The following is an 18456-nucleotide window of genomic DNA, read 5'->3' as shown; positions in this document are numbered from 1 at the left end:
GGCGACCCGACCGACAAAAGAACCGGCCGAGCCGATAAAGGCACTGGCTTTTAACACGCTGTTGAGTTCTCAAGAAACGGACACCCACCGCGCCGAACCCCGCTCCCGCAGGCCCCGGCTCCGGGGCAACCACTCAAGTCTACCCGATCCGTCCCGTTCATCCAACTCTGGGGCGATTCGGCCCAATACGTCCCTTTTCGGGCGAGACGGATCTCCACCCGATGGATTCGTAGAGGGTTCCCCGCAGGTCCGGCCGCCTGTCGGCGTCCCGCTCCCCTGTGGGGCGTGTAGAACATTAGATCCGGCCGCCTGGGGCGTCAAATCGATCCCACCGGGCTCGAAACCCCAGCTCAGCCCTCGTTTTCAAGACCCGAATCATGCCCGGGGACGCGACCTCGTAACCGCACTGTGACGTGTATTTGCCGAACTTTGGCCTCGCCATGGCGACCGTCCACCCGGACGGCCCGGGTGGACGGTCATCGGACGGCTCAGGACGCGGTCACCTCGACGCCGCCCACGTTGCGCTTGCCGCGTCGCAGGACGAGGAAGCGGCCGTGGAGGAGGTCGGTGGCGGCCGGTGCGGCGTCCTCCGACTCGACCTTGGCGTTGTTGAGGTAGGCGCCCCCCTGGGCGATCGCGCGGCGCGCCTCGGACTTGCTCTTGCACAGGCCGGACGCCGCCAGGAGATCCACCACGGTCGGCAGCTCACCGGGAGCGATCTCCGTGCGGGGCACCTCGGCGAGCGCGGCCTGCAATGTCCGCTCGTCCAGTTCGTCAAGGGCGCCCTGACCGAACAGGGCGCGGGAGGCGGCCACGACCCGGGCCGTCTCGTCCGCGCCGTGCACGAGCGTGGTCATCTCCTCGGCGAGCGCCCGCTGCGGGGCGCGGGCGGCGGGACGATCGGCGCCCTGCTTGACCAGGTCCTCGATCTCCTCCCGGGAGCGGAAGCTGAAGACCTTGAGGAAGTTCTCCACGTCCCGGTCGTCCGCGTTGATCCAGAACTGGTAGAACGCGTACGGCGAGGTCAGGTCGGGGTCGAGCCAGTAGGTCTCGCCGCCCGCGGTCTTGCCGAACTTGGAGCCGTCCGCCTTGGTGAGCAGCGGCGTGGTGAGCGCGTGCGCGCTGCCGCCCTCGACGCGGCGGATCAGGTCGGCGCCCGCGGTGAGGTTGCCCCACTGGTCGCTGCCGCCCGTCTGCAGCCGGCACCCGTACCGCCGGTACAGCTCCAGGAAGTCCATCGACTGGAGCAGGACGTAGCTGAACTCGGTGTAGCTCATGCCGGTGCTGTCGAGGCGGGCCTTGACGGTCTCGCGGGCGAGCATCCGGTTGACGGGGAAGTGCTTGCCGATGTCGCGCAGGAACTCGATGGCGGTCATGGGGCCGGTCCAGTCGAGGTTGCTGACCATCGTCGCGCCCGTCGGGCCCTCATCGAAGTCGAGGAACTTCGAGACCTGTCCGCGGATCCGCTCGACCCAGCCGGCGACGGTCTCTTCCGAGTTCAGGACGCGTTCGGCGCTCTTGCCGCTCGGGTCGCCGATCAGGCCGGTGGCGCCGCCGACGAGTCCGAGTGGCCGGTGCCCCGCCCGCTGGAACCGCCGCAGCACGAGGATCTGGATCAGGTTGCCAAGGTGCAGCGAGGGCGCCGTCGGGTCGAACCCGCAATAGAGCGTGACCGGTCCCGCGGCGAGCAGGGCCCGCAGTTCGTCCAGGTCGGTGGACTGCGCGATCAGGCCGCGCCACGCGAGATCGTCCAGGATGTCGGTCACGGTCTCCCTCGTCTCCGGCTTGCTTTCCGTTCGCCCACCAGACTGCCCGGGCGGGCGTGTGTCACGCCAACGATATTCAACGCCCGCCGAGGTGGTGGGCGGGCGCGAACGAAGTGGCCGTATCCGACGCCCGGACCCCTGCCCGTGTACGGCTCGTGCCGGTCGAGGACCGGGCTGCGCGTCCGGATCACCCCCACGTGGTGGGTGCTGCCGTCCGCGTACTTCACCGACGCCGGCCGCCGCTCCACCTCGCCGAACGGTTCGGGCCGGCGGAGTCAGCCGCCGAAGACCATGAACAAGAGCACGGCGAACGCGGCACACCCGGCCGCGCGCCGGGACCGCACCGGCGTGGCCTGGACGCTCCCGGAGCACGGCTCCGGTGCGACCGGCTCAGTCACCCGCACCGGCCTTCTTCCGCTGCCGCGGGACGTGGGGCCGGTAGGGGGAGACGGTGGGGTCGCCGTCGATCCAGAAGCGCCACGGGACCTCCTTGGCGCCGTTCACCCCCGTGCGCGGCCCCGTCCTGATGAGGTCGGGATCGGCGGGTTCACCGGCGTGGACGGTCAGCGGCTCCCCCGGCGTGCAGACGTCGAGGCCGTTCTGCTCGCGGGCGATGCCGAGCGCCTGGCAGAGCCGGGCGGGGCCCCGCGCCAGGTCGCGGACGGTGGATCGCGGGCGGCGGACCCGGGCCGTCTCCTCCCCCGCGATGATCTCGCCCGCGCGGAGCAGCACCGCCATGGACGTCCCGTCCGGCCCGCACACGAGGTTCATGCAGAAGTGCATGCCGTAGGTGAAGTAGACGTAGACGTGACCGGGAGGGCCGAACATCACCTCGTTGCGCACCGTCCGCCCCCGGAAGGCGTGGGAGGCGGGGTCGTGCGGCCCGGCATACGCCTCGACCTCGGTGAGCCTGACCGCGACCTCGCCCTCGGGCGTGCGGTGCCTGAGCACCTGCCCGAGCAGTGCGGGCGCCACCTCGTCGACCGCGCGGTCGAAGAAGTCCCGTGGCAGCAACGCTCCGCTCATCGCCTCACCCTATGGCGGCCCCACGGCCGCCTTCGACCGGACTCGTGGATCACTGCGCGCGCGGCGAGCGGGTCAGGAGTCGGAGCCGCTGGCCCAGGCGGCGTGCTCGTTGACCAGGGTGCGCAGCGCGTCGATCTGCTCGCGGACGCGGTCGGGGGCGGTGCCGCCGTACGCCTTCCGCGACGCCAGGGCGCCCTGGACGTTGAGGACTTCGCGGACGTCGGGGGTCAGGTGCGGCGACACCTTGCCGAGTTCCTCGTCGGTCAGGTCGTCGAAGTCCTTGTCGTTGACCTGGCACCAGACGACGAGGTGGCCGACGACCTCGTGGGCGTCGCGGAACGCCACGCCGCGGCGGACGAGCAGTTCGGCGAGGTCGGTGGCGAGGGCGAAGCCGTCGGGTGCGAGGGCCTCCAGGCGGTCGGTGTTGACCCGCATGGTCGCGATCAGCCCGGACATGGCGGGCAGGACGAGCAGCAGCGTCTCGACGGCGTCGAACGCGCCCTCCTTGTCCTCCTGCAGGTCGCGGTTGTAGGTGAGCGGCAGGCCCTTGAGGGTGGTGAGCAGGCCGACGAGGTGGCCGATGAGGCGGCCGGCCTTGCCGCGCGCCAGCTCGGCGACGTCGGGGTTCTTCTTCTGCGGCATGATCGACGACCCGGTGGCGTAGGTGTCGTCCATCTCGATCCAGCGGAACTCCTGCGACGCCCAGAGGCAGATCTCCTCGCCGAGGCGCGACAGGTGGACGCCGATCAGCGCGGCGGCGAAGAGGAACTCGGCGACGAAGTCGCGGTCGGCGACGGCGTCCATGGAGTTGGGCGCGGCCGCGTCGAAGCCGAGTTCGGCGGCGGTGGCCTGCGGGTCCAGCGGCAGGGACGAGCCGGCGAGGGCACCGGAGCCGAGCGGGGAGATCGCGGCGCGCTTGTCCCAGTCGCGGAGGCGCTCGACGTCGCGGGTGAGCGGCTGCACGTGTGCGAGGAGCTGGTGGGAGAACAGGACCGGCTGCGCGTGCTGGAGGTGCGTCATGCCGGGCGCGGCGACACCGAGGTTGTGCTCGGCCTGCGCGACCAGAGCGGTCTCCAGCTCGACCAGCCGGGACACGATCTGGCGGGCATGGTCGCGCAGGTACAGGCGCAGGTCCGTGGCGACCTGGTCGTTGCGGCTGCGGCCGGCGCGCAGCTTGCCGCCGAGGGCGCCGAGCCGCTCCAGCAGCCCGCGTTCGAGGGCGGTGTGGACGTCCTCGTCGGCGACGGCGGGCCGGAACTCCCCGGACCGGCACGCCTCCTCAAGGTCGTTGAGGGCACCGAGCATGCGGTCCAGCTCGTCGTCGGTGAGCAGCCCCGCCCGGTTGAGGACGCGGGCGTGCGCACGCGAGCCCATCAGGTCGTAGGGGGCGAGCCGCCAGTCGAACTGGACGCTCACCGAGAGCCGTGCGAGCGCGTCCGACGGGCCGCCCTCGAACCGGCCGCCCCACAGCCGCGTCGGTGCCTTGGTCACGTGTTCCATTTCCTTTCAAGATCCTGGCCTCGTTCACCGGACGAAACCACGGTTTCGATGAACGCGGCATCGTCCGTCAGGCGACGCTAGCATCAGTGCCGGTGAGTGAACCTCACCTGACCGGTCATAGCCGGAGCTGCGCGAACACACAACACAACGGGTACCGCCGGGTGAGCAGATTTCCGGAGGACCGAAGGCCTGTGGAGGAGAGGTAAGACCCTGGTACGTCCCGGGGCCGCTCCGGCGAAGCGGGAACCCTCGCCTTTGAGGGCGAGGATCCTCATCGATCGATGTGGGGACAGACCAAAGAGATCCTCTTCTTCCTGAGGATGACGTGTGGTGGGACCGCCTGATTCACGGTCCCACCACGGTATTTCAGTCCAGGTCCCGGTCCCGCTTTGCGGAGATCTTGCTGGGGAGGCTCCACAGCTCGACGAAGCCCTTGGCGAGGCTCTGGTCGAAGGTGTCGCCGGTGTCGTAGGTGGCGAGGTCGTAGCTGTAGAGGGACGCGTCGCTGCGCCGGCCGGTGACGACGGCGCGGCCGCCGTGCAGGGTCAGCCGGACGTCGCCGGACACGTGCTTCTGCGTGTCGGCGATGAAGGCGTCCAGGGAGTCCTTCAGCGGCGAGAACCACAGGCCGTCGTAGACGAGCTCGCCCCAGCGCTGGTCGACGGACCGCTTGAAGCGGGCGAGGTCGCGTTCGGCGGTGACGTTCTCCAGTTCCATGTGCGCGGTGATGAGCGCGATGGCGGCGGGCGCCTCGTAGACCTCGCGGCTCTTGATGCCGACGAGCCGGTCCTCGACCATGTCGATGCGTCCGACGCCCTGGGCGCCGGCGCGCCGGTTCAGCTCGGCGACGACCTGGTACGGGGTGAGCGGGCGGCCGTCGAGCGCGACGGGCACGCCGGCGGCGAAGGCGATGACGACCTCGTCGGCCTCGCGCGGCTCGGCGGGGTCGGCGGTGTAGTCGTAGACGTCCTCGATGGGGCCGTTCCAGATGTCCTCCAGGAACCCCGTCTCGACGGCGCGGCCCCACAGGTTCTGGTCGATGGAGTACGGGGACTTGGCGGACACGTCGATCGGGAGGCCCTTGTCCTCGGCGAACGCGATCGCCTTGTCCCGCGTCCAGGCGAAGTCGCGGGCGGGCGCGATGACCTTCAGGTCGGGGTTGAGTGCGGACAGCCCGGCCTCGAAGCGGACCTGGTCGTTGCCCTTGCCGGTGCAGCCGTGCGAGACGGTGGTGCCGCCGAACTCGCGGGCGGCCGACACCAGGTGCTTGACGATCAGCGGCCGGGACAGCGCGGACACCAGCGGGTAGCGGTCCATGTAGAGGGCGTTGGCCTGCATGGCCGGGACGCAGAAGTCCGCGGCGAACTCCTCCCTGGCGTCCACGACGACGGCCTCGGCCGCGCCGCAGGCGAGGGCCCGCTTGCGGATGGTGTCGAGGTCCTCGCCGCCCTGGCCGACGTCGACGGCCACCGCGATGACCTCCCCGCCGGTCTGCTCGGCGAGGAACGGGATGGCGACGGAGGTGTCCAGGCCCCCGGAGTACGCGAGTACGACGCGCTCGCTCATGGTCGTGTCTCCTGTGCGAAGTGTGAGTGAGTGAAGTTTCGGTGTGCTGGCTGGGACCGGGCCGGGCGGCCCTAGCTTCGTCGTTCGCGTCCGTTGGTCAGCCGCAGGAGCGCCTGTGCGACGTCGTCCCCGCCGTGGGGATCGCGGGCGATGACGAGGATGGAGTCGTCGCCCGCGACGGTGCCGAGGATCGTCGGCCATTCGGCGTGGTCGATCGCCGAGGCCAGGTACTGCGCGGCCCCCGGCGGGGTCCGCACCATGACCAGGTTGGCCGACGCCTCGGCCGAGACGAGCAGCTCCGCGGCGAGCCGGGAGAGCCGTCCGGTGAAGGTCTCGGCGGTGCCCGTGCGGGCCCGCCGGATCCGCTCGCCGCCCTCTCCGGGGACGGCGTAGATCAGGCTGCCGTCGTCGGCGCGCAGCTTCACCGCGCCGATCTCGACCAGGTCGCGCGACAGCGTGGCCTGGGTGACGTCGACGCCCTCGTCCGCGAGGAGCTTGGCGAGCTCGCCCTGCGAGTGGACGGGGTGCCGGGTCAGCAGCTCGATCACCCGGGCGTGCCGGGCGGCCTTGGTCATGGGGGTCGTCGTCACCGGGACCGCTCCAGCAGCCAGATGAGCAGCGCCTTCTGGGCGTGCAGCCGGTTCTCCGCCTCGTCCCACACCCGGCTCCGCGGACCGTCGAGGACGGACGCGGCGATCTCCTTGCCGCGGTAGGCGGGCAGGCAGTGCAGGACGATCGCGTCGGCGGCGGCGAGGGCGAGGAGGTCCTCGGTCACGGCGTACGGCTCGTAGAGCGCGGTGTCCTTGCCGTCCTGGCCCATCGACACCCACGTGTCGGTGGCGAGGACGTCGGCTCCGGCGGCGGCCTTCCGGGCGTCGTCGGTGACGGTCACGGACCCGCCGGTCGCTGCGGCGATCTCGGTGGCGCGGGCGATGACGGCGGGGTCGGGCGGCAGGGACGCGGGGGCGCCGATCCTGACGTGCATCCCGGCGGTGGCGCCGCCGAGGAGGTAGGAGTGGGCCATGTTGTTGGCGCCGTCGCCGAAGTAGGCGAGGGCGGCGCCGGCGAGGTCGCCCTTGGCCTCCCGGACGGTCTGCAGGTCGGCGAGGACCTGGCAGGGGTGGAACTCGTCGGTGAGGGCGTTGACGACGGGGACGGTGGCGCCGTCCGCCATCTCGTCGATGCGCCGCTGCCCGGCCGTCCGCCACACGATCGCGCTGACCTGGCGTTCCAGGACGCGGGCGGTGTCGGCGATGGTCTCGCCGCGGCCGAGCTGGCTCGTTCCCGCGTCCATGACGAGGGGGCTGCCGCCCAGTTCGGCGATGCCGACGGCGAACGAGATCCGGGTCCGGGTGGACGGCTTGTCGAACAGGACAGCGACGGACTTCGGGCCCTCCAGGGGCCGGAACCCGAACCGGTCCTTCTTCACCCGGGCGGCCAGGTCGAGGACCTCGGCCTGCTCGGCCGGGGTGAGGTCGTCGTCGCGGAGGAAGTGCCGGGTCATGGTCAGTCCTCCTTGGCGGGGGCGGCGGTGTCGAGGATCGAGGGGAACGCGGCGGTGAACGACCGCGCCTGCGCGGCGGTGAGGGTGAGCGGCGGGGCGATCCGCAGCGCGTCCGGCTGGAGCGCGTTGATCAGGAAGCCGGCGTCGCGGGCGGCGGCCTCCACGGCGGGGGCGTGCGGCCCGGTGAGGACGGCGGCGCGCCACAGCCCGCGGCCGCGCACACCGGCGAGCAGCGGATGGTCGATCGCCTCCAGCCCGGCGGCCAGGGCCTCCCCCACCGAGACGGCGTTGGCGAGCAGCCCGTCCTTCTCGATGGTGGTGAGGACGGCGAGAGCGGCGGCGGCGCCGACCGGGTTCCCGCCGAACGTGCTGCCGTGGTCGCCCTTCGCGAACAGGCCGCCGTGCCGGCCGAACGCGACGCACGCCCCGATCGGCAGGCCCCCGCCCAGCCCCTTGGCGAGCGTGAGCACGTCCGGCTCGGCGTTCTCGTGCTCGAACGCGAACCACGTGCCGGTCCGGCCGATCGCGGACTGGATCTCGTCGGCGACGAACAGCGCGCCCGCGGCGTCGCAGATCCCGCGTACGGCGGCGAAGTACCCGTCCGGCGGCGGGACGACCCCGGCCTCGCCCTGCGTGGGCTCCAGGAAGACCGCCGCGCAGTCTTCGTCCACCGCGTCCTTCAGCGCGCCGGCGTCACCGTAGGGGACGAACCGGACGTCGATCCCGTACGGGCCGAACGGCTCCCGGATCGACGCCTTGCCCGTCAGGGACAGCGCCCCCAAGGTCCGGCCGTGGAAGCCGTTCTCCGCCGCGACGAAGTACGAGCGGCCGTTCGCCCTGCCGTACTTGATGGCGAGTTTCAGCGCGCACTCGTTGGCCTCGGTGCCGCTGTTGGCGAGGAACACCCTGCCGTCGCCGCCCAGCAGCTCCCGCAGCCGCTCGGCGAGCAGCACCTCCGGTTCGTGCAGGAACAGGTTGGACGAATGCGCGAGCGTCGCGACCTGCGACGACACCGCCTCGATGAGGGCGGGGTGGGCGTGCCCGAGCGAGGTGACCGCGATCCCCGCGATCAGGTCGAGGTACTCGCGGCCGTCCGCGTCCCACACCCGGCAGCCCTCGCCGCGCGCCAGCGCCACCGGCGGGACGCCGTAGTTCGGCATGAACGCGGCCTCGAACCGCTCCCTGAGATCGGCGCCGGTCATGACGCCGCCTCCGCGGGGGCGCCCGGCAGGCTGGGCAGCACCATCGTTCCGATCCCTTCGTCCGTGAAGATCTCCAGCAGCAGCGAGTGCAGGACGCGTCCGTCCAGCACGTGGGCCTGCGGGACACCTCCCCGCACGGCCGTCAGGCACGCCTCCATCTTCGGCACCATCCCCGCAGACAGGTCCGGCAGCAGGACGGCCAGCTCGTCGGTGGTGAGGCTGTCGATCACGTCGTCGGCTGTTCCGCCCCCGTGGCCGCGCCCCGCCGCCCCCGGGGGCCAGTCGGCGTACAGGCCCTCGACGTCGGTCAGCACGACCAGCTTCGCCGCGTCCAGCGCGACGGCCAGCGCGGCGGCGGCCGTGTCGGCGTTGACGTTGTAGACCTCGCCGTCGTCGCCGCGCGCGATGCTGGAGATCACCGGGACCCGGCCGTCGTCCAGCAGCGCCCGGACGGCCCCGACCTGCACCTCGACGATCTCGCCGACCTGGCCGATGTCGACGGGCGCGCCGTCCACCAGCGCGTGCTTGCGCTCGGCGGTGAACAGGTGCGCGTCCTCGCCGGACATGCCGACCGCGAACGGCCCGTGCCGGTTGATCAGCCCGACGACGTCCCTCTGCACCTGGCCGGTCAGCACCATCCGGACGACCTCCATGGCCTCCGGCGTGGTCACCCGCAGCCCGGCGGTGAACGTCGAGTCGATGCCGTTGCGGGCGAGCGCCGCGTTGATCTGCGGGCCGCCGCCGTGCACGATCACCGGCTTCAGCCCGGCGTAGCGCAGGAACACGATGTCCTCGGCGAACGAGTGCCGAAGCTCCTCGTCGGTCATCGCGTGCCCGCCGTACTTGATCACGACGGTCTTCCCGTGGAACCGCTCCAGCCACGGCAGCGCCTTGATCAGCGTCTCCGCCTTCGACAGGACGCCCGCCCGGTTCTTGCGCATCTGCGCACCGGAGATGACCGCGCTCATGTCGAGTACGCCGAGTTCTCGTGGACGTAGTCGGCCGTGAGGTCGGTCGTCCAGACGGTCGCGCTGTGCGGGCCCGCGGCGAGGTCGACGGTGATCGTCACGTCGCGGGGGCGCAGGTCGACCTTGTCGCGGTCGTCGCCGGACGAGCCGTTCCGGCACACCCACACGCCGTTGATCGCGACGTTGAGGTGGTCCGGCTCGAACACCGCGTCGGTGGTGCCGACCGCCGACAGGACCCGGCCCCAGTTCGGGTCCTCGCCATGGATGGCGCACTTGAGCAGGTTGTTGCGGGCGATGGAGCGTCCGACGGCGACCGCGTCGCCGCCGGACGCCGCGCCGACGACCTCGATCGCGATGGCCTTGGACGCGCCCTCGGCGTCCACGAGCAGCTGGCGGGTGAGGTCGCCGCACACCTCGGTGAGCAGCGCGGTGAACTCCTCCTCGTCCGGCGTGGTCCCGGCGGCGCCGGAGGCCAGCAGCAGGACGGTGTCGTTGGTGGACATGCAGCCGTCGGAGTCGAGCCGGTCGAGGGTGACGGCGGTGGCCGCGCGCAGCGCCCGGTCCAGAACCTCGGCGGGCAGGTCGGCGTCGGTGGTGATGACGCAGAGCATGGTGGCCAGGGACGGGGCCAGCATCCCGGCGCCCTTCGCCATCGCGCCGATCATGTAGCCGCCGGCGCCCTGCCGGAACGAGATCTTGGCGACGGTGTCGGTGGTGCGGATCGCGTCGGCGGCGGCGAGGCCGCCGTCGCCGCGCGACAGTTCGGCGGCGGCCTTGCCGACGCCGGGCAGCAGCAGGTCCATCGGGAGCCGCTCGCCGATGAGGCCGGTGGAGCAGACCGCGACCTCGCCGGCCGAGTCGTCCAGCAGCCCGGCGACCTTCTCGGCCGTGGCGTGGGCGTCCTGGAACCCGGGGGCGCCGGTGCAGGCGTTGGCGCCGCCGGCGTTCAGCACGACCGCGTGGACGCGGCCGCCCTTGAGGACCTGCTCCGACCACAGGACGGGCGCGGCCTTCACGCGGTTGCGGGTGAAGACCCCGGCCGCGGCGCGGGACGGCCCGTCGTTGACGACGAGGGCCAGGTCGCGGTTTCCGCTGTCCTTGAGCCCGGCGACGACGCCGGCGGCGCGGAAGCCCCGGGGGGCGGTGACGCTCAAGGGGACACTCCGATCGTGGTGAGCCCGAGTTCTTCCGGGAGGCCGAGGGCGATGTTGGCGCTCTGGACCGCGCCGCCCGCGGTGCCCTTGGCGAGGTTGTCGACGGCGGCGACCACGACGAGGCGCCCGGCCGCCTCGTCCATGGCGACCTGGACGAGCACGGTGTTCGCGCCGAGGGTCATGGACGTGGCGGGCCACTGCCCCTCTGGCAGCAGCCCGAGGAACGGTTCGCCGGCGTACGCCTCGCCGTAGGCGGCGCGCACCGCGTCGGCGATCACGCCCGGGCGCGCCTTGGCCGTGCAGGTGGCGAGGATGCCGCGGCTCATCGGCGCGAGCGTCGGGGTGAAGGACACCGTGACCGGCTCCCCCGCGACCGCGCTCAGGTTCTGGATCATCTCGGGTGTATGCCTATGCGTGCCGCCGGCGGCGTACGCGGAGACCGAGCCCATGACCTCGCTGCCCAGCAGATGCGGCTTGAGGGCCCGCCCGGCGCCCGAGGCGCCGGACGCGGCGACCACGACGACGTCGGGTTCGGCGAGCCCGGCGGCGAACGCCGGGAACAGCGCGAGGGTGACCGCCGTCGGGTAGCAGCCGGGGACCGCGACGCGCCTGGCGGCGCGCAGCGCGTCCCGCTGCCCGGGCAGTTCGGGGAGCCCGTAGGGCCAGGTGCCCGCGTGGGGCGTCCCGTAGAACTTCTCCCAGTGGGCCGGGTCGGTGAGCCGGTGGTCGGCGCCGCAGTCGATGACCAGGACGTCCTCCCCCAGCTGTTCGGCGATCTCCGCGGACCTGCCGTGCGGCAGCGCGAGGAACACGACGTCGTGGCCGGCGAGCGTGCCGGAGGTGGTCTCGGCCAGGACGCGCCCGGCCAGGGATCGCAGGTGGGGCTGGTGCGCGCCCAGCTCGGTGCCCGCGCTGGAGCCCGCCGTCAGCGCGCCGATCTCGAATTCTGGATGTCCCGCCAGGATGCGCAGCAGCTCGCCGCCCGCGTAACCGCTGGCGCCGGCGACCGCCGTCCGGATTCCCATGTCCCACTCTGCCCTTCGGAAGCAACAAGCAAGAGTATGCATAATGCTGGATGCCTATTCAACTCCGGGAGCACTTCGTCCCGCCCGTTGAGACGAGCGCCACATCGAGAGCGCGTTTCGAGCAGGCGCGGCTTCCGTCGGTTCCGGGCGACCACCGGTTACGTGATCGCCGCCCGCAGACCGGGAAAACGCACCGGACGGCGGGCTTCAGCGGCGGGCGCCGGGGCCGGTCAGGCGGACGTCGCCGCGGGTGGTCACGACGAAGACCTGCCAGTTGTAGTAGGCGTAGTAGGCGCGCGGGTTCTTCCTCATCTGCCGTACATGCCGTAGCACCGCTTCGACATAGAGCGGGGTCGGGTTGTAGGCGTGCAGGGCCCGCCGGTAATCGCCCGGCGCTCCGGAGGCCTTCAGGTAGTTGGCGGCCCCCATCACCGCGTCGCGCGGGTCGTGGATGTCGCCGCCCATGCCGTACTGCCGCCAGGTGGCGGGCAGGAACTGCATGGGTCCCTTCGCCCCCGCCCAGCTCGGCGACTTGATCCGCCCGTACTTCGTCTCCACCAGCATGATCGCGGCCAGCACCCGCCAGTCGACGCCGAACCGCTTCGCGGCGTCCTTGAAGTGCTCCAGCAGCACACCGGCGGGCGGCGGTTCCCGGGTGCGGAACTCGCCGAGGTCGTCCGCCGGCTCGGCCAGTTCCAGCAGCTTGCCGACGGCCGTCACGTTGTCGCGCGTCTGGTCGGCGACCGCCCCCGGCAGCCGGGCCAGCGTGCGCCGTTCGAGCCCGGGGTCCTCGGCCAGCGCCCGGTAGAGCCGCTGCTGCCGCAGGGCCAGGTGGACGACCGCGGCGGGCGGCCGGGTACGGCGGGGGTCGCTGCGCACCCACTCGTCCACGGCGGGGCCGATGGCCCGGTGTGTCCGGTTCAGGTCCTCGGCCAGCCCCCGGGGGTCCTTCGCGAGCCTGCCGTTGGGCTCCGGAAGAGGCGAGGCCGACGGTGACGCCGACGGTGAGGCGCCTCGCGGCGGAGGCGCCTGTTCGCGCCCGCCGTCCCCTCCGCCGCCGCATCCGGCTACCGCCAGGACCGCCGCCACGGCCAGGGCACCGGATCGCCGTTTCGACATCCAGATCACTCAGGCGACGATGCCCATCCCGAGGACGGGGGTCAACCATCGGGCCCAAGGAGAGCCGTCAACACTTGTTGACAGCAAGCACATGTCAACTTACATTGACGGCATGGACGACAAGATTCTTAGCCGCCTAAAGATTTGCTCCCTAATAATTAGCCGCCTAACATCCTCTCCATGGAGAACCTGGGCTTCGGCGACCTGAAGACGTACCCGTCCATGGAGGAGTGGCCGATCGGCCGGCTGTTCGGCCTGGCCTCGCGGCTGTCCGGCCCCGTCGTGTGGCGGATCATCGAGAGGCACGGCATCAGCCCGACCGGGTTCTTCCTGCTGCGCCTGCTCATCGTCGAGGACGGGCTGCGTCCCGGCGAGGTCGCCAAGCGGCTCCTCGTCACCCCGGCGACGGTCACCTCGGTCGTCGACACCCTGGAACGCAACGGACACGTGCGGCGCGAGCGGTCGTACCGCGACCGGCGCGGCGTGATGCTGCGCATCACCGATTCCGGCCGGCGGTTGCTCGCCGAGAAGTCCGAGCCCATCGGCCAGGACCTGGCACGGCTCTACGACGTCGTGGACGAGGGCGACGAGGCGGCCGTCCGCAGGTTCCTGCTCAATCTGATCAAGCAGTTCGAGACCCACCCCCACGACAAGGAAGCGGAGGGAGACAGCGCATGACCGAGCCCCCGGAAGCCGCCGTTCGCACGGTCGACCTGAAGAAGACCTATCCCGCGTCCGGGCCGCGTCCCGAGGTGCCCGCCGTCCAGGGCATCGACCTGGACGTCCCGCGCGGCGAGTTCTTCGGGCTGCTCGGCCCGAACGGCGCGGGCAAGTCGACCACCATCGGCATGCTCACCACCCTCGTCGTCCCGACCGGCGGCAGTGCGCACGTCTGCGGCCTGGACGTGACGAAGGACGCCGTGGAGATCAAGCGCCGCATCGGCGTCGTGTCGCAGAACAACACCCTCGACAACGACCTGACCGTCGCCGAGAACCTGGAGTTCCGGGGCCGGTACTTCGGGCTGAGCGCCCGCGACGCCCGCACCCGCGCCACCGATCTGCTGGAGCTGTTCGGGCTGACCGAGCAGCGCGCCGGGAACCCGTTCGAGATCTCGGGCGGGCAGGCGAAGCGCGTCATGATCTGCCGGGCCCTCATGCACGGTCCCGAGGTGCTGTTCCTGGACGAGCCGACCGCCGGTCTCGACCCGCAGACCCGCACGAACCTGTGGGAGGTGCTGCGCGGCCTGCAGGCGGCCGGGCAGACCATCGTTCTGACCACCCACTACATGGAGGAGGCCGAGGCCCTCTGCGACCGGGTCGCGGTCGTCGACCACGGCAGGATCCTCGCCGGGGGGACGGTGGACCAGCTGAAGGCCGGCGCGGGCGCCGACACGGTCATCACCGTGACCTACGACGCCGCGGTGCCGCGTGAGATCAAGGCGCTCGCCGACCGCGACGGCATCAGCAGGGTCGAGGTCCACGACGGCCAGGTGCGCGTGTTCGCCGCCGAACCCGGCGGGCTGCTCGGCGAGCTCGTCACGATCGGCTCCGGCGCCGGCGCCGGCGTCACCGACGCCACCCAGCTCCGCCCCAGCCTGGAGACCGTCTTCCTCACGCTCACTGGAAGGGAGTACAGGGAATGAGCGCGCCCGCCGTTCCGGCCGCCCCCGCCGTGATCGCGCCGCCGCCCCCGGCGCGGGCGACGATCCCCCGCACGTTCGCCGCGATGATGGCGCGCGAGGCGCGGGTCATGCGCAAGAACTTCCTGTCGACGTTCGTGCGGGTGCTGGTGCAGCCGGTCATGTTCGTCTTCGTGTTCGCCTACGTCCTGCCCAAGCTCGGCGGCGGCGCGATGGTCGGCGGCTCCGGCGGGCCGACGTTCGCCACCATCCTGCTGCCGGGCCTCGTCGGGTCGTCCATCATCATGCAGGCCATGATGGCGGTGATCTTCCCGCTGATGATGGAGCTGACCTGGCAGAAGTCGATCACCGACCGGGCGCTGGCCCCGATGCCCATCCCGCTGCTGGCCGCCCAGAAGATCATCGCGGCGGCGGCGCAGGGGCTGATCGGCGGCCTGCTGGTGTTCCCGGCGGTGCTGTTCATCCACGCCGAGGGCGAGGGGCCCAGCGTGCAGGTGGGCAACTGGCCCGTGCTGATCCTGGTCATGGTGGCCGGGTCGCTGCTGTCGGCGTCGGGCGGCCTGCTGCTGGGCACGCTGATGAACCCGCAGAAGGTCCAGGTGCTGTTCGCGATGGTGCTGCTGCCGATGACCATGCTCGGCTGCGTCTACTACCCGTGGTCGGCGCTGGAGGACATCCGCTGGCTGCAGATCCTCAGCCTGTTCAACCCGCTGGTGTACGTCAGCGAGGGCCTGCGCAGCGTGCTGACGCCGGACGTGCCGCACATGCCGGTGTGGGCGTTCCTGCTGGCCATCATCGGCGGGACGATCCTGCTGACGTGGGCCGCGACCCGCACCTTCACCAAACGCGTCCTGACCTAGAACGAGCGGGGCCCGGGGGTCTTGCCGCCCCCGGGCCCCTGTGGTTACCGCCCAATTCGCACGCCGGCACATGGATGGACGCGGATCAGTCTGAGACCGTCGCGCGTTGCCGTTACGCCATCGCCCCACGAGCGGAGCGAGCCGGACTCGAACCGGCATCTCAACGGTGGTCGTCCACGTCCGCGCGATCCGGCGATCGGCGGTGAATGCTGAGTCTGGAGCGAGAGTCTGAGATTGAGCGGATGGCCGCCTCTACCGGTTGGGCCACCCCGGCACGGGTGCCGGGGGCGGGATTCGAACCCGCACTGGTGCTCACCCTGATCAGCTTCGGCTTCAGCTTCAGCTTGCGCTCCTCGCGCACCCCCCGCGCCACGGCGGGGGGATCCTATTGAGTTGTCGGCCTGTGCGCCGCCGGCCTGTGCGCCGGCGGCATGCCTCGCGGCCGGGTCAGGCGAACAGGTAGCCGAAGACGGCGTCACCGACACGCTGGTCGGCGACCTCGGTCCCGTTGGCCTCCTCACGGGCGAACTTGACCGCGTCCTGCAGCCTCTCCACGCGGCCGAGCAGTTCGTTGACCCGCCTGGCCGGTAGGGCGCCGGAGAACTTCACCGTCGTCCACGTGCCGACGGCGATGTCCTCGTAGTACACCTCCACCTGGGCGGGGTGCTTCTCGGTCGCCTCCGCCTTCACGTGGTTGCGCGGGACCTTCTTGGTCTTCACGGTGCGGACGGCCTCGGTCCTCCACACGTCGGTGGACGGGTCGAACGACCACGTCTCGGCGGCGTCCAGCACCGGCAGCTTCTTGACGAAGGTGTGCAGGTCCTTGAGCTGCTTCTCCAGGAAGAGCAGGTAGGAGACCGGCACGTCCCGCAGGAGCGTCGTGCCGTCCACCGTCACGTCGGCGCGGGCCGTGCAGTTCGCCCAGTCCTTGGTGGCGGTGACGTCGAACAGCCGCGTCAGCGAGCCCGTCACGTCCCGCAGGACGTCGTCGACCTTGACCTGGACCCGGGTGGACTCCGCCGGCAGCTGCTCTCCTTCCTCGTCCTTCGGCTGGTAGCTCCGCGAGATGCCCGACAGCAGCGGAGCCTTCTGAACCGAATGATGCGCGGCGGTCAGGTCCTGGAAGGACTTGCTCTTCACGCCCTTCTCGACCGCGATGATCTGATTGAGCTTGGTCGGCACCCCGTTCACTCCCCTCGATGCGAGCATGACGGTAACAGCCAACTGATCGCGATATCACCGCATTTTCCCTATGTCGGCTCGGTCTCGGTCAGCCCCGTCGTCCGGTCCATGCGCAGGCGGCGGGTGATGCCGAGGGTGCGCAGGAAGGGCATGTCGTGGCTGACCACGATCAGCGCGCCCTCGTAGGCGGAGAGGGCCTGCGCGAGTTGCGCGGCGCTGGCCATGTCGAGGTTGTTCGTCGGCTCGTCCAGCATCAGGAGCTGCGGGGCCGGCTCGGCGAGCAGCAGCGACGCCAGTACGGCGCGGAACCGCTCGCCGCCCGACAGCGTCCCGGCCCGCCGCTCCGCCCGCGCGCCGCGGAACAGGAACCGCGCCAGCCCGGCCCTGATGTCGTTCACCGGGGCCGACGACGCGGCCGCCCGGACGTTGTCGAGCACGCTCAGGTCCTCGTCGAGGACGTCGAGGCGCTGCGGCAGGTACCGGACGCCGTTCACACCGACCTTGACGGTCACCCCGTCCGGGACGCGGTCGCCGGTGAGCGCCCGCAGCAGGGTGGTCTTGCCCGAGCCGTTCGGGCCGACCAGCGCGATCCGCTCCGGTCCCCGGACGATCAGTTCCGTGAGGGTGCCGGGCTCCGGTTCGGGCGCGGCGAGGCCGGTGACCGTCGCGACCGTCCGCCCGGCCGGGACGCGCGTGGCGGGCAGCCTGATCCGGATCCCGGCGTCGTCGCGTACCGCCTCCTCCGCCTCGGTGAGCCGGGTGCGGGCGCCGGCGAGCCGCTCCTCGTGCATGATGCGGTGCTTGCCCGCCGACTCCTGCGCCTGCCGTTTGCGCGCCCCCATCACGATCTTCGGTTCGCGCTTCTGCTCGTTCATCTTGTCGCCGTAGCGCTTGCGGCGGGCCAGTTTGACGTGCGCCTCCTCCAGGTCGCGTTTCTGGCGCCGCAGGTCGGTCTCGGCGGCCCGGACCGCCCGCTCCGCCGCCTCCCTCTCCACGGCGAGCAGTTCCTCGTAGGCGGACAGGTTGCCGCCGAACGAGCGCAGCGCGCCGTCGCGCAGGTCGGCGATCTCGTCGACGCGGTCGAGCAGTTCCCGGTCGTGGCTGACGACGACCAGCACGCCCGTCCAGGACTCCACCGCGTCGTACAGGCGGTGCCGCGCGTCCAGGTCGAGGTTGTTGGTCGGCTCGTCCAGCAGCAGGACGTCGGGCCGGGCGAGGAACCGCGCCGCGAGCCCGACCATCACGGCCTCACCGCCCGACAGCGTCGGGACGGCGCGGTCCAGGCCGAGGTGGTCGAGGCCGAGCCGGTCCAGTTCGGCGCGGGCGCGTTCCTCGACGTCCCAGCCGTCGCCCACGGCGGTGAAGTTCCCCTCGGTGGCCTCGCCTCGCTCGATGGCGTGCAGCGCGGCGCGGATCCCGCTGATGCCGAGCAGGTCCGAGACCGTGGCCGCGCCGTCGAGGACGAGGGTCTGCGGCAGGTAGCCGATCTCCCCCTCGACGCCGACGGTCCCCGACCCGGGACTCAGCTCCCCGGCGATGATCTTCAGCAGGGTGGACTTGCCGGAGCCGTTCACGCCGATCAGGCCGGTCCGGCGGGTCCCGAACGCGGCGTCCAGGCCGTCCAGGACGACGGTGCCGTCGGCCCACGCGAAGGACAGGTCCGAGCACACGATGGCAGAAGACATAAGGGTGGCCTCCATGGTGATGAGCAGGTGCGGAACACATGGAGACACCGCGGAAACGCGCGACGCGCCGACGGCATGAGAAAGCCCGGCGGGACGAGAGCCCACACTGAGGTCACGTGCGCGGGCCGGTGAACGGCCACTGCGCGGTGTCGGACCTCAGATCCTCAACGGGCTCCCCTGCCGGGCGGCGATGTGACGCCGTCAAGACTACCGCATCGGTTATCACAACACAAGTAGCGTTAAGAGGGGGGCGGGTTCC

The 18456-nt window shown here is 71.4% G+C and carries 16 protein-coding genes and 1 tRNA gene; 3 read left to right on the top strand and 14 right to left on the bottom strand.

Translation table 11 applies throughout. From position 1 onward, the window contains the following. Positions 1 to 488 precede the first annotated feature (488 nt). From tyrS to ACTWPP_RS37780, 11 genes are all read right to left on the bottom strand, one after another. Entirely contained in the window at positions 489 to 1766 is a 1278-nt protein-coding gene (gene tyrS / locus ACTWPP_RS37830; RefSeq protein WP_443109244.1) for a tyrosine--tRNA ligase, read from the bottom strand. A gap of 390 nt (positions 1767 to 2156) precedes the next feature. Further along, the gene (locus ACTWPP_RS37825; RefSeq protein WP_443109243.1) at positions 2157 to 2792 is read right to left on the bottom strand and encodes a DNA-3-methyladenine glycosylase; all 636 of its coding nucleotides are present in this window, start codon (positions 2790 to 2792) and stop codon (positions 2157 to 2159) included. A gap of 72 nt (positions 2793 to 2864) precedes the next feature. Beyond that, complete coding sequence (argH, locus tag ACTWPP_RS37820; RefSeq protein WP_443109242.1) at positions 2865 to 4283, bottom strand: argininosuccinate lyase; 1419 nt, start codon at positions 4281 to 4283, stop codon at positions 2865 to 2867. Positions 4284 to 4658: 375 nt separating this feature from the next. After that, the gene (locus ACTWPP_RS37815; RefSeq protein WP_443109241.1) at positions 4659 to 5858 is read right to left on the bottom strand and encodes an argininosuccinate synthase; all 1200 of its coding nucleotides are present in this window, start codon (positions 5856 to 5858) and stop codon (positions 4659 to 4661) included. Positions 5859 to 5929: 71 nt separating this feature from the next. Further along, the gene (locus ACTWPP_RS37810; RefSeq protein ID WP_443109250.1) at positions 5930 to 6433 is read right to left on the bottom strand and encodes an arginine repressor; all 504 of its coding nucleotides are present in this window, start codon (positions 6431 to 6433) and stop codon (positions 5930 to 5932) included. An 11-nt stretch (positions 6434 to 6444) separates the two neighbouring features. Beyond that, positions 6445 to 7362 carry an ornithine carbamoyltransferase gene (gene argF, locus ACTWPP_RS37805; RefSeq protein ID WP_443109240.1) on the bottom strand — a complete coding sequence of 306 codons (918 nt, stop codon included), beginning with the start codon at positions 7360 to 7362 and terminating at the stop codon, positions 6445 to 6447. Between the two features lie 2 nt (positions 7363 to 7364). Further along, positions 7365 to 8564: an acetylornithine transaminase gene (locus ACTWPP_RS37800; protein WP_443109239.1), complete on the bottom strand. Its 1200-nt coding sequence runs from the start codon at positions 8562 to 8564 to the stop codon at positions 7365 to 7367. Further along, positions 8561 to 9505: an acetylglutamate kinase gene (gene argB / locus ACTWPP_RS37795; protein WP_443109249.1), complete on the bottom strand. Its 945-nt coding sequence runs from the start codon at positions 9503 to 9505 to the stop codon at positions 8561 to 8563. Before argB ends, ACTWPP_RS37800 begins: the two co-directional genes overlap by 4 nt. A gap of 23 nt (positions 9506 to 9528) precedes the next feature. Further along, positions 9529 to 10686, bottom strand: a complete 1158-nt coding sequence (argJ, locus tag ACTWPP_RS37790; RefSeq protein ID WP_443109238.1) for a bifunctional glutamate N-acetyltransferase/amino-acid acetyltransferase ArgJ — start codon at positions 10684 to 10686, stop codon at positions 9529 to 9531. Continuing rightward, positions 10683 to 11711, bottom strand: coding sequence for an N-acetyl-gamma-glutamyl-phosphate reductase (gene argC, locus ACTWPP_RS37785; RefSeq protein ID WP_443109237.1), 1029 nt, complete (start codon positions 11709 to 11711; stop codon positions 10683 to 10685). The genes argJ and argC overlap by 4 nt, the downstream gene beginning before the upstream one ends. A 207-nt stretch (positions 11712 to 11918) precedes the next feature. After that, complete coding sequence (locus tag ACTWPP_RS37780) at positions 11919 to 12830, bottom strand: lytic murein transglycosylase (protein ID WP_443109236.1); 912 nt, start codon at positions 12828 to 12830, stop codon at positions 11919 to 11921. A gap of 180 nt (positions 12831 to 13010) precedes the next feature. On the opposite strand from ACTWPP_RS37780, the gene ACTWPP_RS37775 reads away from it, so the two are divergent. Genes ACTWPP_RS37775 through ACTWPP_RS37765 form a run of 3 tightly spaced genes read left to right on the top strand, consistent with a single transcriptional unit; the run spans position 13011 to position 15330 of the window. Further along, positions 13011 to 13508: a MarR family winged helix-turn-helix transcriptional regulator gene (locus ACTWPP_RS37775; protein ID WP_443109235.1), complete on the top strand. Its 498-nt coding sequence runs from the start codon at positions 13011 to 13013 to the stop codon at positions 13506 to 13508. Then, positions 13505 to 14473: an ATP-binding cassette domain-containing protein gene (locus tag ACTWPP_RS37770; RefSeq protein ID WP_443109234.1), complete on the top strand. Its 969-nt coding sequence runs from the start codon at positions 13505 to 13507 to the stop codon at positions 14471 to 14473. Before ACTWPP_RS37775 ends, ACTWPP_RS37770 begins: the two co-directional genes overlap by 4 nt. Further along, positions 14470 to 15330: an ABC transporter permease gene (locus tag ACTWPP_RS37765; RefSeq protein ID WP_443109233.1), complete on the top strand. Its 861-nt coding sequence runs from the start codon at positions 14470 to 14472 to the stop codon at positions 15328 to 15330. Before ACTWPP_RS37770 ends, ACTWPP_RS37765 begins: the two co-directional genes overlap by 4 nt. 132 nt (positions 15331 to 15462) lie before the next feature. On the opposite strand, the gene ACTWPP_RS37760 is transcribed toward ACTWPP_RS37765, so the two are convergent. The 3 genes from ACTWPP_RS37760 to ACTWPP_RS37750 all read right to left on the bottom strand — a co-directional run bounded on the left by ACTWPP_RS37760 (position 15463) and on the right by ACTWPP_RS37750 (position 18197). Continuing rightward, positions 15463 to 15601: transfer RNA gene (locus tag ACTWPP_RS37760), tRNA-OTHER, on the bottom strand. A gap of 176 nt (positions 15602 to 15777) precedes the next feature. Next, positions 15778 to 16539 carry a DUF7873 family protein gene (locus ACTWPP_RS37755; RefSeq protein WP_443109232.1) on the bottom strand — a complete coding sequence of 254 codons (762 nt, stop codon included), beginning with the start codon at positions 16537 to 16539 and terminating at the stop codon, positions 15778 to 15780. A gap of 41 nt (positions 16540 to 16580) precedes the next feature. Continuing rightward, complete coding sequence (locus tag ACTWPP_RS37750) at positions 16581 to 18197, bottom strand: ABC-F family ATP-binding cassette domain-containing protein (protein WP_443109231.1); 1617 nt, start codon at positions 18195 to 18197, stop codon at positions 16581 to 16583. Positions 18198 to 18456: the final 259 nt, after the last annotated feature.

Source organism: Actinomadura sp. 3N407 (assembly GCF_052245875.1).
Taxonomy (GTDB): Bacteria; Actinomycetota; Actinomycetes; order Streptosporangiales; family Streptosporangiaceae; genus Spirillospora.
This window is presented reverse-complemented; position numbering and strand designations above follow the sequence as displayed.